This is a genomic window from Pseudomonas fluorescens (assembly GCF_001708445.1).
Taxonomy (GTDB): Bacteria; Pseudomonadota; Gammaproteobacteria; order Pseudomonadales; family Pseudomonadaceae; genus Aquipseudomonas; species Aquipseudomonas gorinensis.
Genome location: NZ_CP015637.1, coordinates 876,434 through 903,211, shown reverse-complemented (window position 1 = coordinate 903,211; position 26,778 = coordinate 876,434). Strand labels below are relative to the sequence as shown.

The window sequence follows — 26,778 nt, the reverse complement described above, 5'->3', positions numbered from 1 at the left end:
CGAGGCGGATCATGAGTAAGTTGCGCGTAGGGATTATTTTTGGTGGCCGTTCGGCCGAGCACGAAGTCTCGCTGCAATCGGCGCGCAACATTGTCGATGCCCTTGACCGGTCACGCTTCGAGCCCATCCTGATCGGCATCGACAAGGCCGGCCACTGGCACCTCAACGACACCTCGAACTTCCTGATCAACCAGGAAAACCCGGCCCTGATCGCCCTCAACCAATCCAATCGTGAACTGGCGGTGGTGCCCGGCAAGGCCAACCAGCAAGTGGTGGAAACCTCAGGCAGTGGTTTGCTGGAACACATCGACGTGATCTTCCCCATCGTCCATGGCACCCTCGGCGAGGACGGCTGCCTGCAAGGTTTGCTGCGCATGGCCGACTTGCCTTTTGTCGGCTCCGACGTACTGGGGTCGGCGGTGTGCATGGACAAGGACATCAGCAAACGCCTGCTGCGCGACGCCGGCATTGCCGTCACCCCGTTCATCACCCTCACGCGCCGTACCGCGGCCCGCACCTCGTTTGACACGGCCGTGAATACGCTTGGCCTGCCGATGTTCGTCAAACCGGCCAACCAAGGCTCCTCGGTGGGGGTGAGCAAGGTCGCCAACGAAGCCGAATACCACGCAGCCGTCGAACTGGCCTTGGGCTTTGATGAGAAAGTGCTGGTGGAGTCCGCTGTCCAGGGGCGCGAGATCGAATGCGCCGTACTCGGCAACGATAACCCCATCGCCAGCGGCTGCGGCGAGATCGTGGTGAGCAGCGGGTTCTATTCCTACGACAGCAAGTACATCGACGACCAGGCCGCCCAGGTGGTGGTCCCGGCCGATATCAGCACTGAAGCCAGCGAGCGAATTCGCCGCCTGGCGATCGAGGCGTTTGAGGTGCTCGGGTGCGCAGGGTTGGCTCGGGTCGATGTATTCCTCACCGATGACGGTGAAGTGTTGATCAACGAAATCAACTCACTGCCCGGTTTTACCCGTATCAGCATGTACCCCAAGTTATGGCAGGCGGCGGGGATGAGTTACAGCGAGTTGGTGAGCCGGTTGATAGAGCTGGCGCTGGAGCGGCACGCGGGGCGCAAGGGCTTGAAGATCAGTCGCTGAACATACCGAGAGGGCGCTGTGACGAGTGGCCCCGCCACAGGTGGGATGTACGCGCTCAGGGTTTGCGAGCGATCCACGAGTAGATCAGCGTCTTCGTCTCCTGCGGGTGATGGGTCCTTCGGCGGTAGCTGGCAAACAGCGGCGACGTGCAATACGTACACACTTCACTCACCTCGATCTGTTCGCGCCGAACCCCGGCCGCTTGCAGCAGCATCAGCCCGTACCGGCTCAGGTCAAACCAGGCACTGCCTGTGTGTCTTGCTTGGGGGGGCGTGATGTGCGGCGCCAGCAGCGGTCGTGGTTGCTCAATGCTCCATGGCGCCCGGTCGTGTTGCCATAAGTGGCCCTGGTCAGCCTGGAACTCGGCAATGAACCCTTCGCTCACTTCATAACAACACGGTTTGATCGATGGCCCGATGGCGACCAGCAACTGATCGACGCCAATCCCTGCGTCGGCAAAGTGCTGCACGGTAGTGGCGACAATCCCGCGTTGCAGGCCTTTCCAGCCGCCATGAACGGCCGCTACGCGTTCGCCATTTTTGGCGGCGAACAGAATGGGCAGGCAATCGGCGGTGATCACCGCGATCGGCTGGTGCTGGCCTGTATGTACCCCATCCGCCTCGATCGTATTGGCTGCCTGGCCCGCCTGCCACTCAATCACCGCGGCGCTGTGCACTTGCTTGCAGATGAATACTTCATCTGGCCGCGATGGGTCGTCGATCAAACAAAAACCATGGTCGACACCCGCGAGGGCGCCGAGATTATTGGCCTGTTGCAAGGGGCTTTCTCCGCTGATTAACCTCAGTCACCGTATGCCTCGCCTTCCCGTCGAGGGTCCGCGCCACCGCTCAGCGATACCTTACCCTGGGCGTCGCGCGTGCGAATGATCGCCTGGATACCGCTGGTCATCTCAATCTCGCTCAGCGCATGGCCCTTGTCCTTGAGTGCCTGTTTCAACACGGGGCTGAACAAACCGCTTTCCAGTTCGGTTGCGCCATTACGGCTGCCGAAGTTTGGCAGGCTGATGGCGGCTTGCGGGTCGAGGTTCCAGTCGAGCATGGCCACCAGTGACTTGCTGACGTACTCGATGATCTGCGACCCGCCCGGCGAGCCCAGTGTGGCCAGCAGCTCACCGCTCTTGCGGTCGAACACCAGGGTCGGCGCCATGGCCGAGCGCGGGCGTTTACCGGGTTGTACGCGGTTGGCCACCGGCTGGCCGTTTTCTTCGGCAATAAACGAGAAGTCGGTCATCTGGTTATTGAGTACAAAGCCCTGGACCATCAGGTGCGAGCCAAACGCGGCTTCCACCGTGGTGGTCATCGACACGGCGCCACCCCAGTCGTCCACCGCTACCACCTGCGAGGTGGAGATGCGCAGCGGCGAGCGGTCGGGGGCGTAGGCCACCTGGATACCGGCCGGCTGGCCGGGCTTGGCGATGCCCAGGCTGCGTTCACCGATCAGCGCGGCGCGTTGGGCCAGGTAGCTCGGCGCGACCAGGCCGGCCACGGGCACCGGTACAAAGTCTGCATCGGCCACATACAGCGCACGGTCGGCAAAGGCCAGGCGACCGGCTTCGGCGATCAGGTGCACGGCTTCGGGTACCGGCTCAAGGCCGGCCGGCGAAGCGCTCTTCACCGGCCTCATGGGGGCGATGGCCAGGCGTGGGTCGCGGGCCTCCAGCGCCTGCAATGTACCCATGATCTGCGCGATGGCAATCCCGCCCGACGACGGTGGCGGCATGCCACAGAGGGTCCAGCGTTTGTAGTCGGTGCACAGCGGCACGCGTTCCTTTGCCGCATAGCCCTTGAGGTCGGTTGCCGACAGGCTGCCTGCATTGTGGTTGCCCTGCACCTTGCGGGCGATCTCCTCGGCAATCGGGCCGTTGTACAGCGCGTCCGGCCCCTCCTGGGCGATGCGCTTGAATACGGCGGCCAGCGCCGGGTTTTTCAGCAGGGTGCCGGTGGCTTTCGGTGTGCCATCGGCATTCAAGAAATAGGCGGCCATGTCCGGCGATTGCGGGATAAAGCGGTCAGCGGCAATCAGGCTGTGCAAGCGCGGGGAAATCGCGAAGCCCTGTTCCGACAGACGAATCGCAGGCTCGAACAGCTTGGCCCATTGCAGGCGACCGGTCTTTTTGTGCGCCATTTCCAGTGCACGCAACACACCGGGCGTCGCCACCGAACGCCCGCCAATCTGCGCATCGGTAAACGCCATCGGCTGGCCGTCGGCCTTCAGGAACAAGCGCTCAGTCGCCCCGGCCGGTGCTGTCTCACGGCCGTCATACGCGTGCACGTTTTTTCCGTCCCACAGCATGATGAACGCACCACCGCCGATGCCGGACGATTGCGGTTCCACCAGGGTCAACACGGCCTGCATGGCAATCGCCGCATCGATGGCAGACCCGCCCTGGCGCAGCATTTCACGCCCGGCCTCGGCCGCCAGCGGGTTGGCGGCGGCCGCCATATGGTGCTCGGCGTGCTGGGTGGTGAGGTCGGCGCGATAGCCCGACCCCAACTCCGGCGCCGGTGGCTGTTCGTTGACGGGGGTGTGGCAGGCCGCGAGGGCCAGGGTTGCGGCAATGATCGTCAACTGACGGCGGTAAATCGAAAACACGCGCTGAACTCCGTTCATTTTGAGAATGATCTGTTGTTCGTGGGTTACTGCGTTCTACAGGTAAATCGTGCCTTGCATATACAGCACCGCCTTGCCGGAAATGATCACCCGGTCGCCCTTGAGCGCACAACGCAACTGGCCCTTGCGTGTGCCGCCTTGCTCCGCCGTGAGGGTCGACTTGCCCAGGCGCTCGGCCCAGAACGGTGCCAGCGACGTGTGCGCCGAACCGGTGACCGGGTCTTCATTGACGCCCACGTTCGGCCCGAACCAACGAGAGATAAAATCAAATCGCGCGCTTTTGGCCGTCACTGCAATCCCACGCTTGGGCAGGCCCTTGAGTCGCGCAAAGTCTGGCGTGAGCGCGGCGACCTGGGCTTCGTCCTCCAGCAACACGATGTAGTCATCGGTGCCGAACACCTCGGCGCTTTCAATCCCCAGGGCGCTCAACATCCCGGCGGGCGGCTCACAGGGTTGCGGCGCTTTGGCAGGGAAATCCATCGCCAGTTCATCACCCTCGCGCGTGACCCGCAGCTCACCGCTGCGAGTGGCAAAACGCAGCACTTGAGGCGCATCCGGCAACTGGTGAATCAACACCCACGCCGCCGCGAGCGTGGCATGGCCGCACAGGTCCACTTCGACTTGCGGGGTGAACCAGCGCAACTCATAGAAGTCGCCACGGGGCACGAAGAACGCGGTTTCCGAGAGGTTGTTTTCGGCGGCAATGTTGTGCAGTTGCGCGTCGCTCAGCCATTCGGTCAGTGGGCACACCGCAGCGGGGTTGCCGCCGAAGGGGTGTTGGCTGAAGGCGTCGACTTGGTAGATGTCCAGTTTCACCGTGGTGTACTCCATGCGTGGTGGGAGGCTGGACACTAACAGCGGGCTCTGGGGAGCGTCAAAATACAGAAGGCGTGTTTTTTTGCGCGCATGCAAGCTGCAGGGAAGGGGGCGGCGGAGTTTTTTCTGTGTCTCAGAAAAAATGCCCCGACAGGCCGGGGCATTTTCAGGTCGCGGTTTACACAGTCCGGCGCTATTTCTGCGCGTGGTTTTGCTGGCCGCCACCGCCGATCTGCCACACGTAGGGCGGTTCGGTGCCATTGATCTCCCAGTCACCGATGATCCGCTCTTTATAGATCAATGGATTATGTGAGGCCGCTGTGCGCGCATTGCGCCAGTGTCGGTCGAGTTGCAGGCTCGTGCGTGCGGCGGATGCGCCAAGGGCGTTGAACAGGTCGCTGGTGGCGCGAAGCACCAGATCGGCAATCACCACTTGCGCTTGGGCCGACTCCAGCTCTGCCGCAATATTGGCCTCGCGTTCGGCTTGCGCATCCTTGGCGAAGTGCGCCACGTAGGCGCGTTGTGAGGCCTGTGCGGCGCGCAGGGTAGCCGCTTCGGCCGTGTAGACCTGCGCCGAGGCCTTGCCGACCACCTGCTGCACCTGCGCATCGTCACGCACCGCCGCGGCATTGCCATGGCTGAACACCCGGGTGCGAACACGTACCTGTTGGGCCACCTCTCGCACGGCCGCCTGCCCCGACCCGACCAGGACGGCCAGCAGGGTCAGTTGGTAAAACGCCGTTTGGTATTTAAAGCGCGTGGAGAAGTCGATCAGGTGGTCGTCTTCAACCACTGCGTTTTCAAACACGGAAGTGCCGCTGCCGGTGGTGCGCTGACCGAAGCCATCCCAATCGTCGCTTTGACGCACACCCGGTTGCTGCACGCGGACCGCCGCGATCACATCGGCACCGGTGTCATCCCGTTGGGCGTACAGGTCGATCCAGTCGGCGAACAGGCTGCCGGTGCTGTAGAACTTGGTGCCGTTGGCGACCCATTGCTCGCCCTGGCGGCTGATGCGGGTAATCACCTGGCCGATCTTCACGTCGCCGACTTCGGTCCAGGCATTGCCGACCAGCTCCCCGGCCACAAACCGCCCGAACCAGGCGTTCTGCGGGCTGAATGCCTGGGCGTTGAGGCGGTCTTCGACAAACGCAAAATGCCCGCGCAGGGCTTGTGTCACGTTGGAGTCGGCAGCCGCCAGTTCAATCAACAGTTGGAACAGTTGCGGCAGCGAGGCGCCGGCCCCGCCGAATTCGACCGGGACACGCACGGCGCCGAACCCGGCTTGCTTGAGCCATTTGATCGGTTCGAACGGCAGTGTGCGAGTGCGTTCGCGCTCGACCGCGCCCTCGGCAATACGCGCAAAGATCGGCCGAAAACGCGCGGCGAGCGCTGCGTAATCCGTACCGACAGACAGTGTGTTCAGCGTGGCGAAACTGGACATGGAATGGATTCCTCTTCAGCGCAGATAAGCGTCAAGTCAGGTCAGAGAATTTGGACGGTTTGGTGTGATCGGTGGCGTTGGCGCCGGTTTTGAATGCACCGCGATAACGTGCCGCCGGATGGTCGTCGGCGGCATACGGCGAAGTGCCGTCGAGCAGGTTTTCGCGCAGGGTGTCGCCCTCATAGGAGGTGCGGACACGGCCCCGGCGTTGCAGCTCCGGAACGATGAACTCAACGAGGTCTTCGAACGTGCCCGGGGTGATCGCATAGGCCAGGTTGAAGCCGTCGATACCGCCGACGTCCACCCAGCGCTCCATCTCGTCGGCCACCGTTTTCGGGCCGCCCACCAACACCGGGCCTAGGCCGCCGATGCTGCGGTGTTTGATGATGTCGCGTGGCGTCCACTTGCGGTCGGGGTCGGCGGTGGCGAGCAGTTCCAGCACCGAGCGGATGCTGTCGTTGTCGATCGCCTCCAGGGGTTGGTCCGGGTCGTATTCGGAAAAGTCGATGCCGGTCCAGCCGCCATAAAACGACAACATGCCTTCGCCATTGGCATAGCTCAGGTAGTCGCGGTATTTGGCTTGCGCGGCTTCATCGCTTTCAGCGGTGATCACCGTCAACAGCGTGAACACCTTGACCGAATCACGGCTACGGCCCGCTTCCACGGCGCGGTTGCGGATGTCATCGGACACCTCGCGCGCCTGTTCTGCGGTGGCCGGGCTGATGAACACCCCTTCGGCGTGCTTGGCGGCAAAGGCGCGGCCACGGCTGGAGGCGCCGGCCTGGAAAATAACCGGGGTGCGCTGTGGCGACGGCTCGGACAAATGGATGCCCGGCACATCGTAGTATTTGCCCTTGTGACCGATCGGGTGGACTTTGCTCGGGTCGGTAAAGATCCCGCGCTCACGGTCACGCAGCACCGCGTCTTCATCCCAGGAGCCTTCCCACAGTTTGTAGGTCACGTCCAGAAACTCATCGGCGATGTCATAGCGTTCGTCGTGCGAGATCTGTTGCTTGAGGCCCAGGTTGACCGCCGCGCTGTTGAGGTACGAGGTCACCACGTTCCACGCCACGCGGCCCTTGGTCAGATGGTCGAGGGTCGAGAACTTTCGCGCCAGGGCGTAAGGCTGTTCATAGGTCAGCGCCGATGTCACGCCAAAGCCCAAGTGCTTGGTGACGGTGGCCATGGCTGGCACTTGAAAGAAGGGATCGTTGACCGGCACCTGATCGGCGTCAAGCAAGGAGGTTTCCACCGAGCCGCGATAGATGTCATAGACGCCGACGACGTCAGCGATAAACACCGAGTCGAAATAGCCGCGCTCAAGCAGCTTGGCCAACTCCACCCAGTAATCAAGGTCTTTGTATTTCCATGCCTGGCTGTCTGGGTGACGCCAGGTGCCCGCGGCCTGATGACTCACGCAGGTCATTTCAAACGCATTGAGGATTATGCGGGAAGCCATAGTCGATTAACTCCAGTTGTCTTGATTCATGGGGCACGCACGGCGGTCCAATCGTGGTTTAAAGGGGTGATTGCATAGTTCATGCCGAGTGCTAAAGGGCTGTAATACCTGGGTTTTTGCCGGCTTTTGGGCTGGGCGCCTATCACTGGGTAACACTTTGTTGTTTTGGTGAATGGTGGCGAACACCGACCCTGCCTGGCCGTGATCGCGAGCCTCAGGAATAGAAGCTCGGCGTTGGCGGTTTCTGCTTTAAGGCCCACTCGCCGAGTTCGCGGATGCGGTAGTCCACCGGGTCGTGCAAGGTTTGGGTCCGCAGGTTTCGCCAGTAGCGATCAAAGCGCCGCGAGGCATGGGTGGCGCGGGCGCCTGTCACCTCAAACAGCCTCGAACTCAGGTCCAGGCCCACCCGGGTGGCATGGACCTTGGCGCTGCCGATGGCCAGGGCCAGGTTCGCGCGCTCCTCGGCGCGCAGCTGTTCGCCGCGGTTCCAGGCGTTGTCGAACAACGCGTTGGCCCGTTCTGCCAGGGCGCGTACCGCCTCCAGGCCGACCCAGAACTCGCCGTAGTGGGCTAGCACATATGGGTCGTCGACCGCCCGGTCGACCTCGGACTTGAACCAGGCGCGTGCTTCGTGGGTGGTGTAGTGCTGCGCCTGCTCAAAGGCGCCTTCGGCAATGCCCAGGAACAGGTTGACGAACGTCAGTTGCGCCAACAGCGGCCGCAGCCCGGAAAACACCGTGCTCAGCGGGCCCGGGTCCAGCAGCAGTTCATCCTCGGCCACCCGCACGCGTTCGAAACGGGCGCTGCCGCTGTCGGTCTGGCGTTGGCCCATATTGTTCCAGTCGTTGAGCAGGGTAATGCCGACGCGGTCGGTAGGGATCGCGGCGATCAGCAGTTTGCCTGCGCCACTGTCCTCCAACGCCGAGGCAATCAGCCGGTCGGAGTCGCTGGCGCCGGAGCAAAAGCTCTTCATCCCGGAAAACTCCCGCCCGCCGTCGATACGCGTGGCCACGGTACGGGTGTCCAGCGGGTTGAGGGCGTTGCCCCAGAACCAGCGCTGGCGGACGGTTTGTTCCAGCCAGGGCTGCCACTGATCGGGCCGCGAGAACAGGCGCACAGTGGCCAGCATCAAGTGTTGGAAACCAAACACGTGGGCCATCGAACTGTCGACCTTGGCGAACTCGCGCACGATGTTCAGCGTGTCGCTCCAACTGGCGCCGAGGCCGCCGAATTCACGGGGAATACTCAGGGTCAACAGGCCGCTGTCGCGCAGGGCATCACGCTCGCGTTTCGGCGTGCCGCCGCGCTCGTCACGCTCGGCAGCCGTACTGGCCCAGTCGGCCGCCAGGCGGCGGGCGACGAGCACAGGATCGTTGGGGGTGGTCACAGGGGAACTCCTTGAAGTTGAAAACGGCGCCGGGCCGCCCCTGGATGACGGCCGGTCCCAGCGTGTAGCGCGAGGTGTTCTACAGCCCAAACAGCCGGGCGGCATTGCCGTAGAGGACGTTGTCGAGTACCTCGGGTTTGAAACCCAGGCGCAGGACATCCTCGATGGATTGACGAATCGGGCGGAACGGATAGGACGAGCCGAACAGCAACTGCTCTGCCAGAAAGCCGTTGGCCGCCTGCACGTAGGCGTCGCTGCCGGGCTGGAACAGGTACATGTCCGGCACCAGGTAGATGTTCGGGTAGCGAAACGCCACGCCCAGCGCTTGCTGCACGTTGGGCCAGTAGCCGTGGTAGCAGACGATCGACAGCTGCGGGAACGCCCGGGCGACCTTGGCCAGGTGTTCGGGGTTGTTGAAGGCGGGGTCCGGGGTGGTCGGCCCGCTCATCAGAAACAGCGGAATGCCGTGTGCCTGCAAATGCTCGTAGATCGGCCAGTACAACGGGTTATCCGGCTGCCTGGCCGGTTCGCCAAACCCTGGCTCCAGGTCGATCCCGGCCAGGCCCAGCGCCGAGATGGCGCGCTCGATCTCGCCCAGCGCGCCGTCGATACCCTGCAGCGCCGGGTCGATGCTGGCGATGCCGAGCAACTCAGTGTGGTCGCGCACGATGCTGTGAATCAGGTCGTTGGGCAGATGCTGGCCGGGCGTGTGCCGACCGACCACCACCGCCCGGCTCAACCCGGCGTCGCGCACTTCATCGAGAAACCCCTGGGGTGTGCGCGAGCGGGCGAAGTGCTCGTCGTCGCCACGCGTGCCCACCCGCCGGTTCAGCCAGCGGGCGGTGGCGGTCTCGGCGCTGCCTGGGGTGGCGCCGAAAAAATCGTGCAGGTACGCCGGGCGGCAGCGCATATCAATCACGTTCATGCCGTGGCCTCGTCCTTGACCGATGTGTGGCCGGCCCGCACGTCGAACGCGCCGCCGGTGAGTACTTGGTCGCGGACCGTGACAGGCTGTTTGCCCAACAGTGGGAACACCAGTTCGGCAAAGCGGAAAGCCTCTTCCAGGTGCGGGTAGCCGGACAGTACAAAGCGGTCTACGCCGAGGTCGGCATATTCCTGCAGGCGCTTGGCCACGGTCTGAGGGTCGCCCACCAGCGCCGTGCCGGCGCCTCCGCGCACGAGGCCGACACCGGCCCACAGGTTGGGCGAGACCTCGAGCTTGTCGCGCTGTCCACCATGCAGGGCGGCCATGCGGCGCTGACCTTCGGAGTCCATCTTGGCGTAATTATTTTGCGCGTCGGCGATGACATCGTCATCGAGGTGGCTGATCAGTTCTTCGGCCGCCGCCCAGGCCTGCTCGTTGGTTTCACGCACGATCACATGCAGGCGCACACCGAAATGCAGCGTGCGCCCATATTTTTTCGCGCGCTCGCGCACATCGGCGATTTTCGCGGCCACGGCCGCCGGCGGTTCGCCCCAGGTCAGGTAGGCGTCGACCTGTTGGGCCGCCAGTTCATGGGCAGCAGGGGACGACCCGCCAAAATACAGGGGCGGGTGCGGTTGCTGTATGGGTTTGAAGAAGTTCTGCGCCCCTTCGACGCGCACATGCTTGCCGGTGAAATCCACCACCTCGCCACTGAGCAAGCGACGCCAAACGGTCAGGAACTCGCCAGCGGCTTCGTAGCGTTGGTCGTGGTCGAGGAAAATACCGTCGGCGGCCAACTCGGTGGCATCGCCGCCGGGTACGACGTTGAGCAGCAAGCGGCCGTTGCTGGCCTGGTCCAGTGTGGCCGCCTGACGGGCCGACGCCGTGGGGTTGCCCAGCGAGGTGCGCAGCGCCACCAGCAACTTCAGGCGATGGGTGACCGGTACCAGGCTGGCGGCGGTAATCCACGGGTCCAGGCAACTGCTGCCGGTGGGAATCAACACCCCGTCATAGCCCAGGCTCTCGGCGGCTACCGCGATTTGCTGCATGTATTTGTTGGTGGCCGGGCGGCCGCTGTCGGATCGGCCCAGATAACGGGTGTCGCCGGACGTGGGCAGAAACCAAAAGATATCAAGACTCATCAACACGCTCCTCGCTGCAAAAATAAGAAGCCCGCTGCCTTGGGTAAGGTAAGACGGCAGCAGGTTGTGCAACGCAGGGCCGGCACGGCTCTATAGAGGCGCTTGTTGGAACAAGTCTGTGGCTGTGGCCGATAGTTCCAAGAGAGCAAGCATCGTACCAATTCGTTAACTTATTGATTTATAAGGTGATGATTGGTTTATGTGGGGCGATGACTGTCGCTGGAAGCGGGCAAGTGTTGAAACGCTGTTGCCCGGCAAACAGTTGTGCGCAAAGAGAGAAGTGTTCGCTGGGCAACAGGCTTTAAGCAGGCTGTGCCAAATCAATACATGATTGTTTCCGCAAAATGAATATAACTAGTTGATAAATAACAATTTAAATCTTGGCATGGAGACTGCAAAAGTGGCTGTATAGCACTCTGAAGGAGAGTCCCCATGGCCCAGACACTGCCGCTGGCGTTGTTACAGCAAGCCCAAACCCGAGGTTCGGCGATAGCCCTGCGCTACAAGCGCCTGGGCATCTGGCACGCCCGCAGTTGGAGCGAGTTGGCGCAGGATGTCGGCCGTCTTGCGGCAGCGCTGCATCAGCGCGGGTTCGGTCGCCACGACGATTTACTGATCATCAGCCAGGCGCGTTCCGAAGCTTTGTTGCTGGCCCTGGCCGCGCAGTGGCTGGGCGGCAGTGTCACGTTGCTGGACCCCGAACGCGACAACCGCGCATTGCTGGCCCGCCTGCGACCGAGCTTCGTGCTGGCCGAAGCCCTGGATGCCGTGCAGCAGGTCCGGCATGCCGATCTTCCACCCCGTGTGCTGCTGTTCCTCGACGGGCGCGGCCTGAATGCCGGTGAAGGGAAGGGGTTGAGCGCTTACGCCGATTTGTTCTCTGGCGTGGCGGCGGAACCGCCGGTCTGCGCGACTGAGCCGGCGGCTATCGCCTTCGTGTTCCATGCCGATACGCACGGGCCTTCCCTACGGTTGAGCCATGCGCAGCTGCTGGGGGGCGCCCGCAAGCTGGTAGCGCGCGAGCACCTGAGCGGCGCCGAAGAAGCCTTGGCGGCCCGTGTGTTCGCCGCCAGCGGTCAGGCGCGTTACCTGCTGGCGCCCTGGCTCTGTGCCGGGTTCTGCCTGAATTTCCCGGAAGCCATGGCCACGCGCGACACCGACCGCCGTGAGTTGGGGCCAACCCTGGTGCTGGGCACGCGTGAGTCCTATGCCCGTCTGGAGCAGTGGGCGCGAGAGCGTCTGCCGTTACCCGGCACGCTCGGTCATCGGTTGTACCGCTGGGCGATGGTGCCGGACGCGCAGGCTTTCCGCCGCTGGCTCGGCTACTGGCTGATCCGCAGACCCTTGCTCGATGTGTTGGGCATGAGCCGCCTGCGCGTGCCGTTGCTGGTCGGGCCCGCGCTGAGCCAAGAGAGCGCCGCTTTTTTTGGTGCCCTGGGCATCCACCCGGGCAACTGGCAGGAACCTTCCGCCCGGCAGGAACCTGCCGATACCCGCATCCCCCTGATTTCTCAATCCGTCTGACGAGCCCCATGAGCGCAACCACTGAATCCGAATTACTGCGGCTCGATGACATCTCCCTGTCGTTCAAGGGGGTCAAGGCCATTACCTCCATCAGTTTCGCCGTGAAGGCCGGGGAAATCTGTGCATTGATCGGCCCCAACGGCGCGGGCAAAAGTTCGCTGCTCAATGTGATCAACGGCGTCTACCAGGCCCAGAGCGGCAGTGTCACCTATGCCGGACAGGCCCGGCGCCGTATGCGCCCGCACCAGGCCGCCGAGCGCGGTATTGCGCGGACCTTTCAAAACATCGCGCTGTTCAAGGGCATGAGCGTGCTCGACAACGTGCTGACCGGCCGCAACCTCAAGCTCCGCAGCAGTTGGATTGAGCAGGTGCTGCGCCTGGGCCGTGCGCCTCGCGAGGACGACGAGCAGCGCCGTCACGCGGAAAAAATCATCGAGTTCCTGCGCATCCACCCCTGGCGCCATGTGCTGGTGGGCAAGCTGCCTTACGGCTTGCAGAAACGTGTCGAACTGGCCCGCGCCCTGGCCGCTGAGCCGAGGTTGCTGCTGCTGGATGAACCCATGGCCGGCATGAACGCTGAAGAGAAGGACGAGATGAGCCAATTCATCCGCGACATCAACCGCGAGTTCGGCACCACCGTGGTGCTGATCGAACACGACATCGGGGTGGTCATGGGCTTGTGCGACCACGTGGTCGTGCTCGATTACGGCCGCAAGATCGGTGATGGCACGCCCGAGCAAGTGCGTGCCAATCCCGATGTGATTGCCGCTTACCTGGGCACGCGGCGTTCCCGTGCGGAGAGCCACTGAACATGCAATTTTTCTTCGAAGTGCTGATTGGCGGGCTGCTGGCGGGCGTCATGTACTCCCTGGTGGCAATTGGTTTTGTCCTGATCTACAAGGCTTCCGGCGTGTTCAATTTCGCCCAGGGGTCGATGGTGCTGTTCGCCGCGCTGACCTTTGTCAGCCTGCTCGAACGCGGCTTCCCGTTCGCGTGGGCGTTTGTCCTCACGCTGGCGAGCATGGTGGTGCTGGCGTTGCTGATCGAAAAAATGGTGCTGCGGCCCCTGGTCAATCGAGCACCGATCATCCTGTTCATGGCCACGCTCGGGCTGTCCTACATGATCGAAGGTTTTGCGCAGTTTCTATGGGGGGCTCAAGTCCACGGTCTGGAATTGGGCATCGCCGATGAGCCGCTGGAAATCCGCGGCATGTTGCTCTCGCAATTCGACCTGTTTGCTGCCGGAACGGCGGCCACTTTGGTGATCGCCTTGTCGCTGCTGTTCAACCGGACCCGAGTCGGTTTGTCGCTGCGCGCGGTTGCCGATGATCCGTTGGCGTCCCTGGCCGTGGGCATCCGCCTGCCACGCATCTGGGCGCTGGTGTGGGCGGTGGCAGGTTTTGTCGGGCTGGTGGCCGGGTTGCTCTGGGGCGCTCGTCTGGGGGTGCAGTTTTCCTTGTCATTGGTGGTGCTCAAGGCCTTGCCGGTGTTGATCATCGGCGGTTTTTCCTCCATCGGCGGGGCGATTGTCGGCGGGCTGATCATCGGTGCGGCGGAAAAAGTCGCGGAGATTTACCTCGGCCCGGTCATCGGCAGTGGCATCGAAAACTGGGTGCCTTACGTCCTCGCCTTGCTGTTTCTGTTGGTGCGGCCTGCCGGGTTGTTCGGCGAGCGGGCGATCGAACGGGTCTGATTTTTTTCAAGGAATGCCTTCATGCTTTATCGAGAAGCCGGTCAACTGAGCACCTCTTATGCGATGGAACGGCGCACGTTCCGCTTGCGCCAGGACCGCGTGGGCCTGTGGCTGCTCTTGGGGTTTGCCTTCATTGCGGTGCCCTGGCTGGGCAATGACTATTGGTTCAGCGCGATTCTGCTGCCGCTGCTGGTGTTGTCCCTGGCGGGCCTGGGGTTGAACCTGTTGACCGGTTATGCCGGGCAGCTGTCCCTCGGGTCGGCGGCGTTCATGGCGGTGGGTGCGTTCGCCGCCTACAACCTGCAATTGCGCGTGCCGGGTTTGCCGCTGCTGGTGAGTTTCGCGCTGGGTGGGGTGATCGCTGCGCTGGTGGCTGTGGTCTTCGGTTTGCCGAGCCTGCGGATCAAGGGCTTTTACCTGCTGGTGGCGACCCTGGCCGCGCAGTTCGTGGTGGAGTGGGTACTGACCCGGTTCAGTTGGTTTACCAACGACAACGCCTCCGGGGTCATCACCTCGCCACCGCTGCTCATCGCGGGGCTGGATTTCAGTTCGCCCCGTGGGCGTTATCTGTTGACCCTGGCGGTGGTCGTGGTGCTGTTCTGGCTGGGCAAAAACCTGGTGCGCAGCGAGTTGGGCCGCAACTGGATGGCTGTGCGCGACATGGACACCGCCGCCGCCGTGATCGGCATTCGCCTGTTCAAGGCCAAGCTGCTGGCGTTTGCCATCAGTGGCTTTTACCTCGGGGTTGCGGGTTCGCTGTGGGCGTTTGCCTACCTGGGCACGGTGGAGCCCCACGGCTTCGATCTCAGCCGCTCATTTCAAGTGCTCTTCATCATCATTATCGGCGGCCTGGGCAGTGTGCTCGGCAATGTCCTGGGCGCCGCTTTCATCGTGTTGTTCCCGATTCTGCTGGCCAACCTCTTCGGGCTGTTGCCCGGCGGGCTGATCGATTCCGGCCAGTTGGAAAACATCCAGAAAATGCTCTTTGGCGCGTTGATCATCGCTTTCCTGATCAAGGAACCCGAGGGCCTGGCCCGACTGTGGCAACGCTTTCGCCAACGGGCCCGGATCTGGCCGTTGCGTTACTGATTGTTCTCATCCCTGACCCCCATCCTTCGTTCACGAGGAATTGCCTTCATGACTCACCGCACACCGCTGCGTCGCCTGCTATTAGGCTTGGCCTTGATCACCGCCGGGCTCAGTGCCGGCGCTCACGCCGACAACGAACAGTACTTCCCCTTGCAGAGCTATCGGGTCGGACCCTACGCCGCCGGTGGCACCGGCTTCTTCGGCGGCTTTATCGACTACCTGCAATACATCAACGCAAAGGGTGGGGTGAACGGCGTCAAGCTGACCTGGAGCGAGTGCGAAACGGAGTATGTGGTGGAGAAGGGCGTCGAATGCTACGAGCGCCTCAAGGGTGGCCTTAATGGTGCGCCGGCCGCCGCGACCAACCCGTTGTCGGTGGGCATTGCCTACGCGACGCTGGAACGTTCGACCGCCGACAAATTGCCACTGATCACCATCAACCACGGTCGCACCGACTCCACCGACGGTAGCGTGTTCCCTTACGTGTTCCCGCTGCAGCTCAACCCGTATTCGGAAGTCTCGGCAATCATCAACTACATCGGCACGCGCGAAGGCGGGGCCGACAAACTCAAAGGCAAGAAGATCGCCGTGCTTTACCACGGCTCGCCGTATGGCAAGGAAACCAATGGCGTCCTGGAAACCCTGGCGAAAAACGCCGGTTTCGAACTGACCCTGCTGGAAGTGCCGCACCCCGGCAACGAGCAGCAATCGCAGTGGCTCAATATCCGTCGCCTCAAGCCGGACTGGGTGATCCTGCGCGGTTGGGGGGTGATGAATCCGGTGGCGCTGAAGTCCGCGCAAAAGGTCGGTTACCCGGTGGATCACATCATCGGCAACATCTGGAGCAACTCGGAAGAGGACGTGGTGCCGGCAGGCGCGGCCGCCAAAGGCTTCATTTCCATCACTACCCACCCTTCCGGCACAGATTTCCCGGTGCTGCAGGGCATCAAGCAAAGCGTGGTGGACGCCGGCAAGGGCAACCTGGCCGATCCGAAGCGCTTCGGTACGGTGTACTACAACCTCGGTGTGGTGAACGGCATTCTCAACGTCGAAGCCGTGCGCCTTGCACAGGCAAAATACGGCGCCAAGCCATTGACCGGCGAGCAGGTGCGTTGGGGCTTCGAACACCTGAACCTCGACGATGCGCGCTTGCAGGCATTGGGCGCCAAGGGCCTGGTGCAGCCGTTGAAGTTGTCGTGCGCCGATCATGAAGGCGGCGGTGCGGTGCGCTTTCAGCAATGGGACGGCCAGCGTTGGAACCTGATCAGCGACTGGGTCCAGGCCGACCGTGCGTTGTTGCGGCCGATCATCGAGGCTTCCGCCGCCCAGTACGCCAAGGAAAAAGGCATCACCCCGCGCAATTGCAGCCAGGAGCAATAAGGTCCGATGAGCCAGAGCCTATACGCCACCCCGCCCTTGCTGAGCGTCGAGCAGGTCGTCGTTTTCTACGAACAGTCGATCCTCGCCTTGCGCGGCGTAACGCTAAAGGTCGGCAAGGGGCAGATGGTGGCGTTGCTCGGGGCGAATGGTGCGGGCAAAAGCACCACCCTCAAGGCCATCTCCAGCCTGGTGCGCGCAGAGCGCGGTGAAGTGACCGAGGGCCGGGTGGTTTACCAAGGGCAAGTGGTCACCGATAGCGACCCCGCCAACCTGGTGCTGTCGGGGTTGGCCCAGGTGCTTGAAGGGCGACATTGCTTCACCCACCTGACGGTCGAGCAGAACCTGCTGATCGGCGGCTTTTCCGGGCGACCGTCGCGCAAGGTATTGAACCAGCGTCTGGAGCGCATCTACGGCTACTTCCCCAGGTTACGCCTGCTGCGCAAACGCCTGGCGGGCCTGACCTCCGGTGGCGAGCAGCAAATGGTCGCCATCGGTCGCGCGCTGATGTCCGAGCCGTGCCTGTTGTTGTTGGACGAACCGTCCATGGGCCTGGCGCCCCAGGTGGTCGAAGAAATCTTCGAGATCCTTGCCCGGCTCAATCGCGATGAGGGGTTGAGCCTGCTGGTGGCCGAGCAGAACATCAACATCGCCCTGGATTACGCGCATTACGCGTTTGTGCTGGAGAACGGTTGGATAGTGGATGAAGGTTCGGCAGCCGAACTGGCGACACGTAAGCAAATGCAGAACTATTACCTGGGCGCTGCGCAGGCTTAGGCGGTGTTGCGTGTTGAAAAAGGAAAGGCCATAAGCCTTTCCTTTTTTTGTTTGTGCGCCAGACAAGTTTAACGTGTGCCAAGTGTTTGCAGTGCAACACCGAGTTCACAAAGTGCGGATTAATACGCCCGAAAAATAGTCGTTAAGTTGGTCTAACTAATTGAAATATATGCTGTTATTTGGTTGGCATGATTTTCGGATTGTTGCGAAAGGATCAGCATTTTTTGCATCCCTACCGCCTTAATAATTTGAAGAGAACATCATGCGTAAAGTGGCCGCTTTGTCTGCGTTTTTTGCCGTTACCACGCCCGGTTATTCATGGGCCGACAGTGATAAAAATGAAAATGGATTTATTGAAGATAGCCATTTGAACATTCTCAACCGGGATTTCTATTTCAGTCAGGACTTCCGAAATGGCAGCAGTGCAACCAACCCTCACACGGGCGCGCCCCAGAGTCGCCGGGCGGAATGGGCGCATGCGGTGATCGGGCGCTTTGAATCCGGCTTTACCCAGGGCCCCGTGGGTTTTGGGGTCGATGCTTACGGGCAGTTCGGGGTCAAGCTCGACGGCGGTGATGGCGTGGTGGGCAACGGTGTCGGCGGGCCGGGGTTGATTCCGCGTAAAGGCGACAATAACGGCGAGTCCAAGGATGAGTGGGGCAAGGCCGGCGGCGCCGTGAAGGTGCGAGCGTTCGATACGGTGGTCAAATACGGCGATGTATCCCCAACCAGCCCGGTACTCCATGCCGGTGATATCCGCCTGTTGCCGCAAACCCTGACCGGTCTGATCTTCGACAACACCTCCATCGCCGGCTTGAAAATTGAGGGCGGCAAACTGACGGCGTCCAGCGATCGCAGCGGCGTCAACCATAGCGGCGACCTGGGCACGGTCTACGGTGGTCGCTTGACCGGGGCGGATAATGTCCAGTACATCGGCGCGGATTATCGTTTCAACGACAACTGGAGTTTCAAGCTGCACACCAGCCGCCTGGATAACGTCTGGAACCAGTCCTTTGCCCGGGTCGACTTCAAGCAAAGGCTCACCCCCACCATCACGTGGGATACGGGGCTCAATTACTACCGCACCCGTGACAGTGGCGAGGCCTTGCTCGGGAAAATCGATAACGATAGCTGGAGTACTCACCTGGGGCTGAATGTCGGATTCAACCGTTTTCTGCTGGCATACGAGCAAGTGCGCGGTGACTCGCCATTCGACTACGTGTGGAACACCTACGACCTGGAACTCGACAACGCCTCCCAATGGTCGGACTTCAACAACCCCAACGAACGCTCCTGGCAGGCCAGCTATACCTATGACTTCGCCGGGTTGGGTCTACCGGGGCTTAGCCTCACGGGCCGCTACCTGCGCGGTGACAACATTGATGGCACACGGGCAACGGGCGGCTACACGGCGTTCAATAGCGTCAGTGACGGCAAGCACTGGGAGCGCGATTTCTGGGCGAGCTACGTCGTTCAGAGCGGCCCGGCAAAGGACTTGAAGCTTCAGGTACTTCAAGCCACGCACCGTGTGGGAGGCGATTTCGGTAACTACGACTCCAACGTTGACGAGCTGCGGGTCATCGTCGAATACCCGTTGGATTTGCGCATGCTGTAACCGCGCCATCCATTCCTGCCACAGAGTGGAATGGCAGAAACAAGAAAGCCCGCACGAGGCGGGCTTCTTGGGGATTCATAGGCGGCTGTGAACGTCTATGGATCGGTGCTTGGAATAGGTCAGATGCGGAAACTGCACACCAGATGCTTCAGCCGTGCCGCCTGCTGTTCAAGCGCTCGCCGACCAGGTTGGCGATTTCCATGCTGTCTTGGCTATGGCGCTGGCTGTCGCCCATGGTGCTGACCGAATCCCGCGCGCCGACTTGTCGCTCCTCGAGCATCTTTGGTGGCAATCACCGCCGAATATCGGCATTGGCTCAGCGTCGCGTAAGCCTTGTCTTTATCGATAGAGAGGCCGATGTACCCGTTGGCGGAAGGTAGCCCTTTGATTGGTGCGAAGGTCAGCAAGCGGGCTTGCCCGTTGAACTGGACCTCGGTCAGCTCGCCGGAAAGTTTCGGTGTGTGTGTACGGTACAAATCCGAAAGCGACTTCATGACCAGCGCTTTGTCCGGATGGACCAGTATCTTGCCCTGCTCGTTGACCAGGAACGCATACCCCATGCCGCCAAAGTTCAACGAGTTGATGAGTTCCACCAGGCCATCCAGCGCCAGATCGCCGGATGCTGCTGGAAACCTTACTGATGACACTAATGACCATCTTGTTGGTGGCCAGATCAATATAGGGCTCAGTCAGTATGGCGCCGCTGGCGTTCATACCGTCCTTGTACCAAGGGCGGGAGCGCGGGTCATAACCATCGGGCATCTTGGTGTTCGGACGAATACTGAAACTGCCGTCGACCTTGCCTAGGTAGTAGGTGAGAAAACTTGAGGTCACGACGCTCTCATCCATCAGCGTCTCGGCATTGGCAGGCTCCCTGGCAATGTTCTGCGCCAGATTCCTCACCAAATTAATCCGCCCCTCCAGCAGGTTGCGAATATTGGTGGAGGTAGAGTCACCCATTTCAGTCAAATAGTTTTCCAGGCTTAGAGATCTGCTAAGCGAGCTAGCGGTGCTCGTCCAGCGCGTTGGTAACGCTCAAGCGCTTTGGGTTACGCGTCAATCGAGGGCAAATGCTGTTCGATTACGCCTAGCCACCCCATACCCGGATATGTTTCAAAGCCTGGCGTTATCGAGTAGCCCTGAATGAGGTTTTTACTCAGGACGCTGTATCCGCTCGATTGGGTGGCTTTAGTCTTTAACTCGACGCTTTCGCCCAGATGATTCTGTGTATCTGAGCTAGCAATTATCCTGTGGTTGTCGTCGATTATCATCAATCGACTTCGCGGGCGTTCTTCCTCGCTCAAGCGAACTCCTTTTAGAACGGAATCGGCTTGATTTTTCCAGTCGAAAAAAATCCCGATAACGCCAATCACAGGCGTCTGTTTACCGGCCTTGCTGCGCACAGCCGCACTGAATGCGCAGGTTTGTGAGCCGTTCAGAAGCGGCTCGGCAGTTACTTGGCCAGCGAAATACTGATCACCTGAAGAGTGAAGCATTGCTCTTTTAAACCAAGGCTCGTTCGCGACATTGGCTCCGATGACTCTGCCAAAGGTCCCCGGTCGGCCCGACGCTATGATTCGTCCACTGCTGTCAGCGACCCAGATATCTAAGTACACGGTGTAACTGTCGAGAATGATGCCAAGGCGTTCGCTGGCATAGACGCAGCTTTCTGGTGAGCGATTGGTCAGCGCGTCTACCAACGATGCATCAGTTGCCCACCAGCGCACGTCGCATGTGCGCTCGTAAAGGTTTCGATCGATGATCTCGATCATGTTAAGCGACAGATCAGCCAATCGCTGACCCCGTACGTCAAAGCACATACCGCGACCGAGCGCTGTCAGTTCATTGACCGAAACCTGCAAGTCTTCGGTCAGCCCGCTGGCAATTTTCGAGATACGTTCGGAGATATTTTTGACTTCTTCGGCCACAACCGAGAACCCCATCCCGGCCTTGCCTGCATGGGCGGCTTCAATGAGTGCATTGATTGCCAGCAACCGAGTTTGGCGAGTGATTGCCTGTATATCACTGACACCACGATTCGCCAGAGACTCCACTTCCCGGGAAAGGGAGACGATCCGTTCGGGTTCGATCATTTTCTTTCTGCTTCTACCAGTTATTGATGGCGGCAGTGGGTTGCTTATCAATGAACGAAGAAAATACAAAACTGGGCTATAGCTGCCCTCTAATCGAATGAAGGTTGGGACCCCTCTCACAACAAGATCGGCTGATTTCATTGGGCCATTAGGTGAATCCGAAAAAATTAATCCAAATATTCAAGCCCCGGATCCCTCTTGGCTTGGGTCGTAAGGAATGGGGCACCCCTGAGCGCTGGCAAGAGCCTAGAGACTCAGCAGTTTGAATACGGCATTCTTGACGTGGTCAGTCCTAGGAGGGCAGGGCGGCCGTGCCGCATAGGGTTGACCCTGTGCGCATCAAGCGCCAAACCTAGACGGTTTCATTCAGAAAACTCAGTGCAGTGCAGTGCAGGGAGTTGCTTCGGGTGGAGCAATCACATGAGCATCGTTCAGATCGGATAGATAGCTCTGGTTCTGGTTGTCAGTTGGGTTGCTACCCGTGAAATCCACTTGGTCTTGCACGGATCATCAGGAATATCATCAGCTAAGGGAAAAGACGATGAAGCTTAGTTTTTGGCAGTATATGAGGGGTTACGCAATTGGTATGGCAGCGTTTCACCTTTGGAAACTCTACCGAGGTGATCCTTTGCCAAATGTGCTGGCGAATTATGGAATTTCGCTTGTTCTCGGCGCGATTTTTTACGGGATCGGGACGGTTCTCATAGTGAAGCGCGACCAGTAAGGATGAATCGCTGCGCACCACCGGCCCTTGATTGGGATGCGTCTGCGCGTAGATCAGCCGCTTTCTGCCGAGCGAAAGCGCCGCCCACTTCCGGGTAGCCGCCAAGACCAAGCCATGACCATTTGCCGTCTGGCTTCTTGTAGCGTAATTCCCAGGACTTTTGGCCGTTTGGCTTGACCCTGAAATACAGCCCTGGCCTGTCTAGTTCGCGGTATGCCCCGGCCTCAGGCTCCAGGCTGGAAAGTGTCGTGCCAGCGAGAGGGCGCGTCGCCTGATATCGGTGCGTTTCATCCTTGTATGTCTTCAGTTCAATTATTTGTGAAACATACACGTGGGCATAGGCGGAGGGGGATGATAGGGGGATAGAGATGAACAGCCAGAAACAAGAAAGCCCGCACTAGGCGGGCTTCTTGAGGTGATTCATAGACTGCTGTAGACATCTATGGATCGGTACTTGGTGGCTACACAGGGACTTGAACCCCGGACCCCAGCATTATGAATGCTATGCTCTAACCAACTGAGCTATGTAGCCAAGTGGCGCGCATTATTCGCGTAGAACGGAAATGCGTCAAGCGTTTTTGTTGAATTTTTATCTACGCTTTCAACTGTTTAACCGAAAACCGCTGCGACGGCGACGAATGGCGAGGCGGGTGCAGGCTTTATAGCGTTGCAGATCCAAGGGGCGCGCGGGCTTGCTCGCCATAGCGCCGTCTCAGCCTGTACCTCCACCCATTGAACAGCAAGCCTGCTCCTCCATTGGGCTTTCGGTGATTTCCAGAGCGCGTTCTTGGCGATGGTGGTGTACGCACAGGAATCGGTACCAGACGATGTGGGGGGGATCGCGGGGGGGGCTTTGGGCTGCTGGCGATTTTTTTGCCACGCGCGGAAAAGGCCTGGATCGGTTGGGCAGATATCCCTGCCGCCCAACGGTTTCCAGCTAGGCTGGCTTACGGGTGCAGTGGGTTGTGGGTGACGCGCTTGAGTTGTTCACGCGCCCGTGACAAGCGTGAGCGCACCGTGCCAATGGGGATGTCCAGGGCGTCGGCAGTGTCCTGGTAGCTGCCGTCGGTCTCCAGTGAGGCGTACAACGTTTTGCGCATCTCCGCCGGCAGGTGCTTGATGGCGATCAGGGTTTTTTCCAGCCGGCGGTTGATCTCGAACTCCCAATCCAGGTTGTGGTTTTCCTCTTGGCCATGCCACAGCGCTTCATCGAATTCGCAATGCACCGGTTTGGCGTACAGGCGCCGAAAGTGGTTGCGAATCAAGTTCTGGGCGATTCCGCACATCCAGGTGCTGAGGGTGGCCTGGCCGCTGAAGCGGTCCCTGTTGCGCCAGGCTTCCAGGTAGGTGAGTTGCAGAATGTCGTCTGCGTCTTCGGGGTTGAGCACACGCTTGTGGATAAAACGTCGGAGTTTTTTCTGATGGTCGTCCGTCAGGTGGAGCATGAATTGAGGCGAGCCGCTGACAAAGTGAGCTAAAGCACCAATAGGGATATCCATGATTTTTTCCTCAGGGTAGACGCTATCGAAATGGTTTCGACGGAAAGCCCTTTAGCACTGCCTGTGCCAAGCGGAAAAAACACATAACTGATTGATTTATATAAATAAATATTCTGAAATCAGCCTGCTTTGCGCAAGGCTTTGCAAAAAGGCGCTTGAGTCCGTGCCGGTCTTTTCAAAAAGCGGGTCAAGAGGGGTTTCAATGGAACCGTAACGGGATTGTTTGCCACACAAGCACACACTTCCTGTCCTGGCACGCCCATGAAAGTCGAATCCCTCCCTGATGTGCAGAAGCTCCAAGGCCTGGATCAATCCGCCCCCGCTAGCGCCACCCGCCCCCAAACGCCTGCCGTGTCATCAGATGTCGACGCTCTCGCCAACCTCTTCAGTCAGGAAGTGGTGTCTAACAGCAAGGCCCTGAGTCAGCGTTCAATGGGCGTTCGAGTCACCCCGATGGAGCAACTGTCCCAGCTGTATGACCAGTTGGGGCATCCGGCCCAGGCTACCCTGGCCTCGGTTTCTCGACGTGTCAGGCTGCAATTGCTGCAGCAACCCAGTGTCGGCAAGCTGCTGGAACTCACCGGCAACGATCCGGCGCGTACCTACGTGGTACTCCAGCAGATAACGGCCCAGGCGGAAGCCGAGGTGCGCAAGACCGAAGCGGCATTGGCACGTGATGCCCTGGCCAGGCTGGAGATGCGCTACAAGCGAGAGATCCAGGCTGGCCTGAATATCGCCATGGCCTTGCAGGCGGCCAGTGATGACCCCCAGGAACGCCAGGCGGTGCGCGCGTTGTACTACGCCAGCGTGGTGGTGCGCCAATCCCTGGCGAGCATGATGCAGTCCCTGTTGGGCGTGTACGGCGGAGAGCAGTTCGCGACCGGGCTCAACGTGATGCGCCGCGCTCTGGCGGACGATATCGCGGCCTGTACTTCGTCGGTTCCGACGGCGCAGTTGCGCACGCTGCTGCAGGGGCTGCAAAGCTGTGGTCAATTGAGCGGGGTGTTGTGCAACTGCCAGTCGTTGATCCTGCGCCTGAAGGTCGAACATGACGCCGTGGTGCTGCTGCAGCGCCTGTTGGGGTATGCCGCAAATGGTATCGCCGCCTCTGAAGTCCAGCGCCTGGGGGAGGCATTGGTGGGGGAGGCGTCGAGCGGCAAGTTGGCCTCGCTGAACGCGCTCTACCCGATGCTCAAGGGGTTGCCATCAGTCCTGTGGCGCGATAGCCGTGGGCGCCAGGAAGGCCTGCATAACTTTTTGCTGGTGATGGATGAGCTTACCCGTCTGGAACAACTGCCGCCGCGACTTGGCGATGACGCGAGGGCTAAGGCGTGACGGCGCTGGCGTCTATCAACCGGGTGCTGCTGAAGGTCGCACAACGTGCCGAAGTGTTGGGCGCCGTGGTGGTGATGGCCATCGTGTTCATTTTTATCGTGCCGTTGCCCACCTGGCTGGTGGATATCCTGATCGCGCTGAACATCTGTATTTCCTGCCTGTTGATCGTGCTGGCGTTGTACCTGCCCGGGCCGTTGGCGTTTTCCTCGTTTCCGTCGATTCTGCTCCTGACCACCATGTTTCGCCTGGCGCTGTCGATCGCCACCACACGCCTGATCCTGCTGGAGCAGGACGCGGGCGACATCGTGGAGGCCTTCGGCAATTTCGTGGTCGGCGGCAACCTGGCGGTGGGGCTGGTGATCTTCATGATCCTCACCATCGTCAACTTCCTGGTGATCACCAAGGGCTCTGAACGGGTGGCCGAGGTGGCCGCGCGCTTCAGCCTGGACGCGATGCCCGGTAAGCAAATGTCCATCGACAGTGACCTGCGCGCTGGCCTGATCGATGGCGCGCAGGCCCGTGACAAACGTGAGCAGCTGTCCCGTGAAAGCCAGTTGTTCGGCGCCATGGACGGGGCAATGAAGTTCGTCAAAGGCGATGCGATTGCCGGCCTGGTGATCGTGGTAATCAACCTGCTGGGCGGCTTTTCCACCGGGATGTTCCAGCACGGCATGAGCGCCGCCGATTCCATGGCGCTGTATTCGGTGCTGACCATCGGCGACGGCCTGATCGCGCAGATCCCCGCGCTGCTGATCTCCTTGACTGCCGGCATGATCATCACCCGTGTCGCCCCGGACGGACGCCGGGGCGTGACCAACATGGGCGCCGAAATCGCCCGGCAGATGACCAGCGAACCCAAGAGCTGGATGATCGCGTCGGTGGGCATGCTGGCATTTGCCGCATTGCCGGGGATGCCGACGGTGACGTTCATCATCATCTCTTTGATGACTGGGTCGATTGGCTACTATCTGGCGTACGAGCGTAAAAAACAGGAGCAGCAAGAGGGCTCGGATGGCGACGCCATCGCCCCGGAGCAAAACGGTGAGGAGGACCTGCGTTCGTTTGACCCGTCGCGGCCCTACCTGCTGCAGTTCCCCGCTGCGCTCAACGGTAGCCGCCTGGCAGTGGAGTTGATGCAAAGCATTCGCCAGACCCGCAATGGGCTTGTTGCCAACCTGGGCTTGACCCTACCCCCCTTTGAAATCGAGTTTTCTACGGTGCTGGCTGAGGATGAGCTGCGCTTTTGCGTACATGAGGTGCCTGTGCTCAGGGCCACTCTGGGGCCGTGGCTGGCGGTGGAATATGCCGCGCTCAGCGAGGTGCCCCATGACGGTGTACGCGGGCAGGTAGCACGGGAAGAAGAGGAGTGGGTGTGGCTGGCAATGGATCATCCGCTGCTCACCGATGAGCATCTGGAGCGGGTCACCGCGCAGAACTTGATCCTGGAACGCATGGAGCGCGCGATGATGCTCAGCGGGCCCCAGTTTCTTGGGGTACAGGAGAGCAAGTCGGTCCTTAGTTGGCTGGAAATAAGCCAGCCGGAACTGGTGCAGGAGTTGCAACGCATCATGCCGTTGTCGCGCTTTTCGGCGGTGTTGCAGCGTCTTGCCAGTGAAGGCGTACCGCTGCGGGCTGTGCGTTTGATTGTCGAGTCGCTGGTCGAGTACGGCCAGCATGAGCGCGAGCCGGATGCCCTGGCCGACTATGCGCGCATTGCCCTCAAGTCGCAGATATTCCATCAGTACAGCGAAGCCGACGGCCTGCATGCCTGGCTGCTGTCGCCCCAGACCGAGAACATCCTGCGTGAGGCGCTGCGTCAGACCCAGACCGGGGTGTTTTTTGCCCTCGACAATGACAGCAGCGCGGTGCTGATCAGCCTGCTCAAGCAAGCCTTCCCCATGCGCTTCAAGCGCAAGCGCGTGCTGCTGGTCGCGCAGGACCTGCGCAGCCCTCTGCGGACCCTGTTGTTGGAGGAGTTCAATCATGTGCCGGTGCTGTCTTTCGCCGAGTTGGGGAGTGCCTCGAAGGTCAAGGTGCTGGGGCGTTTCGATCTCGCCGGCGATGGTCAACTGCATGAGGCGGTGGCATGAGGCAGTGGCATGAGTGTGCGCGGTGATGACTGGCCATTTTCAGCGGTTTCGA

Annotated in this window: 20 protein-coding genes, 1 tRNA gene and 2 pseudogenes; 10 read left to right on the top strand and 13 right to left on the bottom strand. The window is 60.7% G+C overall.

Features of this window, described 5'->3' with window-relative positions; translation table 11 throughout:
- The first annotated feature begins 11 nt into the window (after window positions 1-11).
- Window positions 12-1,106 (top strand): D-alanine--D-alanine ligase, encoded by a 1,095-nt coding sequence (gene ddlA, locus A7317_RS03930; RefSeq protein WP_069075235.1) that lies wholly within the window; start codon window positions 12-14, stop codon window positions 1,104-1,106.
- Between the two features lie 55 nt (window positions 1,107-1,161).
- Here the strand turns inward: ddlA and pgeF are convergent, their stop codons facing one another.
- The 8 genes from pgeF to ssuD form a co-directional block, all read right to left on the bottom strand.
- Entirely contained in the window at window positions 1,162-1,884 is a 723-nt protein-coding gene (gene pgeF, locus A7317_RS03925; RefSeq protein ID WP_069075234.1) for a peptidoglycan editing factor PgeF, read from the bottom strand.
- A 23-nt stretch (window positions 1,885-1,907) separates the two neighbouring features.
- Window positions 1,908-3,737: a gamma-glutamyltransferase gene (gene ggt, locus A7317_RS03920; protein ID WP_155766380.1), complete on the bottom strand. Its 1,830-nt coding sequence runs from the start codon at window positions 3,735-3,737 to the stop codon at window positions 1,908-1,910.
- A 36-nt stretch (window positions 3,738-3,773) separates the two neighbouring features.
- Window positions 3,774-4,553: a PhzF family phenazine biosynthesis protein gene (locus A7317_RS03915; RefSeq protein WP_024073241.1), complete on the bottom strand. Its 780-nt coding sequence runs from the start codon at window positions 4,551-4,553 to the stop codon at window positions 3,774-3,776.
- Window positions 4,554-4,746: 193 nt separating this feature from the next.
- A complete protein-coding gene (locus tag A7317_RS03910; RefSeq protein ID WP_024073242.1) occupies window positions 4,747-5,997 on the bottom strand; it encodes an acyl-CoA dehydrogenase family protein in 1,251 nt (416 codons plus the stop codon).
- Window positions 5,998-6,028: 31 nt separating this feature from the next.
- Entirely contained in the window at window positions 6,029-7,456 is a 1,428-nt protein-coding gene (locus tag A7317_RS03905) for an LLM class flavin-dependent oxidoreductase (RefSeq protein ID WP_069075232.1), read from the bottom strand.
- Window positions 7,457-7,670: 214 nt separating this feature from the next.
- The gene (locus tag A7317_RS03900) at window positions 7,671-8,843 is read right to left on the bottom strand and encodes an acyl-CoA dehydrogenase family protein (RefSeq protein ID WP_069075231.1); all 1,173 of its coding nucleotides are present in this window, start codon (window positions 8,841-8,843) and stop codon (window positions 7,671-7,673) included.
- A 79-nt stretch (window positions 8,844-8,922) separates the two neighbouring features.
- A complete protein-coding gene (locus A7317_RS03895) occupies window positions 8,923-9,768 on the bottom strand; it encodes an amidohydrolase family protein (RefSeq protein WP_069075230.1) in 846 nt (281 codons plus the stop codon).
- Window positions 9,765-10,910, bottom strand: a complete 1,146-nt coding sequence (ssuD, locus tag A7317_RS03890; RefSeq protein ID WP_024073246.1) for an FMNH2-dependent alkanesulfonate monooxygenase — start codon at window positions 10,908-10,910, stop codon at window positions 9,765-9,767. Before ssuD ends, A7317_RS03895 begins: the two co-directional genes overlap by 4 nt.
- A gap of 432 nt (window positions 10,911-11,342) precedes the next feature.
- Between ssuD and A7317_RS03885 the strand changes: the two genes are divergently transcribed.
- The 7 genes from A7317_RS03885 (at window position 11,343) to A7317_RS03855 (ending at window position 18,985) form a co-directional block, all read left to right on the top strand.
- On the top strand, window positions 11,343-12,434 hold the full coding sequence (locus A7317_RS03885) for an AMP-binding protein (protein WP_069075229.1): 1,092 nt from the start codon (window positions 11,343-11,345) through the stop codon (window positions 12,432-12,434).
- 8 nt (window positions 12,435-12,442) lie between these two features.
- The gene (locus tag A7317_RS03880; RefSeq protein WP_024073248.1) at window positions 12,443-13,243 is read left to right on the top strand and encodes an ABC transporter ATP-binding protein; all 801 of its coding nucleotides are present in this window, start codon (window positions 12,443-12,445) and stop codon (window positions 13,241-13,243) included.
- A gap of 2 nt (window positions 13,244-13,245) precedes the next feature.
- A complete protein-coding gene (locus A7317_RS03875) occupies window positions 13,246-14,127 on the top strand; it encodes a branched-chain amino acid ABC transporter permease (protein ID WP_069075228.1) in 882 nt (293 codons plus the stop codon).
- A gap of 21 nt (window positions 14,128-14,148) precedes the next feature.
- Complete coding sequence (locus A7317_RS03870; RefSeq protein ID WP_024073250.1) at window positions 14,149-15,216, top strand: branched-chain amino acid ABC transporter permease; 1,068 nt, start codon at window positions 14,149-14,151, stop codon at window positions 15,214-15,216.
- A 48-nt stretch (window positions 15,217-15,264) separates the two neighbouring features.
- Window positions 15,265-16,596, top strand: a complete 1,332-nt coding sequence (locus A7317_RS03865; RefSeq protein WP_024073251.1) for an ABC transporter substrate-binding protein — start codon at window positions 15,265-15,267, stop codon at window positions 16,594-16,596.
- A 6-nt stretch (window positions 16,597-16,602) separates the two neighbouring features.
- Window positions 16,603-17,370 (top strand): ABC transporter ATP-binding protein, encoded by a 768-nt coding sequence (locus tag A7317_RS03860; RefSeq protein WP_069075227.1) that lies wholly within the window; start codon window positions 16,603-16,605, stop codon window positions 17,368-17,370.
- A 262-nt stretch (window positions 17,371-17,632) separates the two neighbouring features.
- Entirely contained in the window at window positions 17,633-18,985 is a 1,353-nt protein-coding gene (locus A7317_RS03855) for an OprD family porin (RefSeq protein ID WP_069075226.1), read from the top strand.
- 284 nt (window positions 18,986-19,269) lie between these two features.
- Here the strand turns inward: A7317_RS03855 and A7317_RS03850 are convergent.
- The 5 genes and pseudogenes from A7317_RS03850 to A7317_RS03830 form a co-directional block, all read right to left on the bottom strand.
- A pseudogene (locus tag A7317_RS03850) lies at window positions 19,270-19,966 on the bottom strand (PDC sensor domain-containing protein); the annotation flags it as partial.
- Between the two features lie 68 nt (window positions 19,967-20,034).
- Window positions 20,035-21,078, bottom strand: a complete 1,044-nt coding sequence (locus A7317_RS31285) for a methyl-accepting chemotaxis protein (RefSeq protein ID WP_069075225.1) — start codon at window positions 21,076-21,078, stop codon at window positions 20,035-20,037.
- 749 nt (window positions 21,079-21,827) lie between these two features.
- Window positions 21,828-22,093 (bottom strand): annotated as a pseudogene (locus A7317_RS29810) (Arm DNA-binding domain-containing protein); the annotation flags it as partial.
- Between the two features lie 164 nt (window positions 22,094-22,257).
- A tRNA-Met gene (locus tag A7317_RS03835) sits at window positions 22,258-22,334 on the bottom strand.
- 415 nt (window positions 22,335-22,749) lie between these two features.
- Window positions 22,750-23,301 (bottom strand): RNA polymerase sigma factor, encoded by a 552-nt coding sequence (locus A7317_RS03830; RefSeq protein WP_024073270.1) that lies wholly within the window; start codon window positions 23,299-23,301, stop codon window positions 22,750-22,752.
- Between the two features lie 261 nt (window positions 23,302-23,562).
- Here A7317_RS03830 and sctW point away from each other — a divergent pair, with 261 nt between their 5' ends.
- A complete protein-coding gene (sctW, locus tag A7317_RS03825) occupies window positions 23,563-24,636 on the top strand; it encodes a type III secretion system gatekeeper subunit SctW (protein ID WP_069075224.1) in 1,074 nt (357 codons plus the stop codon).
- Window positions 24,633-26,726, top strand: a complete 2,094-nt coding sequence (gene sctV, locus A7317_RS03820; protein WP_024073272.1) for a type III secretion system export apparatus subunit SctV — start codon at window positions 24,633-24,635, stop codon at window positions 26,724-26,726. Before sctW ends, sctV begins: the two co-directional genes overlap by 4 nt.
- Window positions 26,727-26,778: the final 52 nt, after the last annotated feature.

What these genes read in the sequence shown, in the direction of transcription:
- A7317_RS03910 (WP_024073242.1), bottom strand. Translation starts at nt 5,997, where the DNA reads ATGTCCAGTTTCGCCACGCTGAACACACTGTCTGTCGGTACGGATTAC.
- ssuD (WP_024073246.1), bottom strand. Translation starts at nt 10,910, where the DNA reads ATGAGTCTTGATATCTTTTGGTTTCTGCCCACGTCCGGCGACACCCGT.
- sctW (WP_069075224.1), top strand. Translation starts at nt 23,563, where the DNA reads ATGAAAGTCGAATCCCTCCCTGATGTGCAGAAGCTCCAAGGCCTGGAT.
- A7317_RS03885 (WP_069075229.1), top strand. Translation starts at nt 11,343, where the DNA reads ATGGCCCAGACACTGCCGCTGGCGTTGTTACAGCAAGCCCAAACCCGA.
- A7317_RS03895 (WP_069075230.1), bottom strand. Translation starts at nt 9,768, where the DNA reads ATGAACGTGATTGATATGCGCTGCCGCCCGGCGTACCTGCACGATTTT.
- ddlA (WP_069075235.1), top strand. Translation starts at nt 12, where the DNA reads ATGAGTAAGTTGCGCGTAGGGATTATTTTTGGTGGCCGTTCGGCCGAG.
- A7317_RS03880 (WP_024073248.1), top strand. Translation starts at nt 12,443, where the DNA reads ATGAGCGCAACCACTGAATCCGAATTACTGCGGCTCGATGACATCTCC.
- A7317_RS03830 (WP_024073270.1), bottom strand. Translation starts at nt 23,301, where the DNA reads ATGGATATCCCTATTGGTGCTTTAGCTCACTTTGTCAGCGGCTCGCCT.
- ggt (WP_155766380.1), bottom strand. Translation starts at nt 3,737, where the DNA reads ATGAACGGAGTTCAGCGCGTGTTTTCGATTTACCGCCGTCAGTTGACG.
- A7317_RS03860 (WP_069075227.1), top strand. Translation starts at nt 16,603, where the DNA reads ATGAGCCAGAGCCTATACGCCACCCCGCCCTTGCTGAGCGTCGAGCAG.
- A7317_RS03855 (WP_069075226.1), top strand. Translation starts at nt 17,633, where the DNA reads ATGCGTAAAGTGGCCGCTTTGTCTGCGTTTTTTGCCGTTACCACGCCC.
- A7317_RS03905 (WP_069075232.1), bottom strand. Translation starts at nt 7,456, where the DNA reads ATGGCTTCCCGCATAATCCTCAATGCGTTTGAAATGACCTGCGTGAGT.
- A7317_RS03875 (WP_069075228.1), top strand. Translation starts at nt 13,246, where the DNA reads ATGCAATTTTTCTTCGAAGTGCTGATTGGCGGGCTGCTGGCGGGCGTC.
- A7317_RS03870 (WP_024073250.1), top strand. Translation starts at nt 14,149, where the DNA reads ATGCTTTATCGAGAAGCCGGTCAACTGAGCACCTCTTATGCGATGGAA.
- A7317_RS03865 (WP_024073251.1), top strand. Translation starts at nt 15,265, where the DNA reads ATGACTCACCGCACACCGCTGCGTCGCCTGCTATTAGGCTTGGCCTTG.
- A7317_RS31285 (WP_069075225.1), bottom strand. Translation starts at nt 21,078, where the DNA reads ATGATCGAACCCGAACGGATCGTCTCCCTTTCCCGGGAAGTGGAGTCT.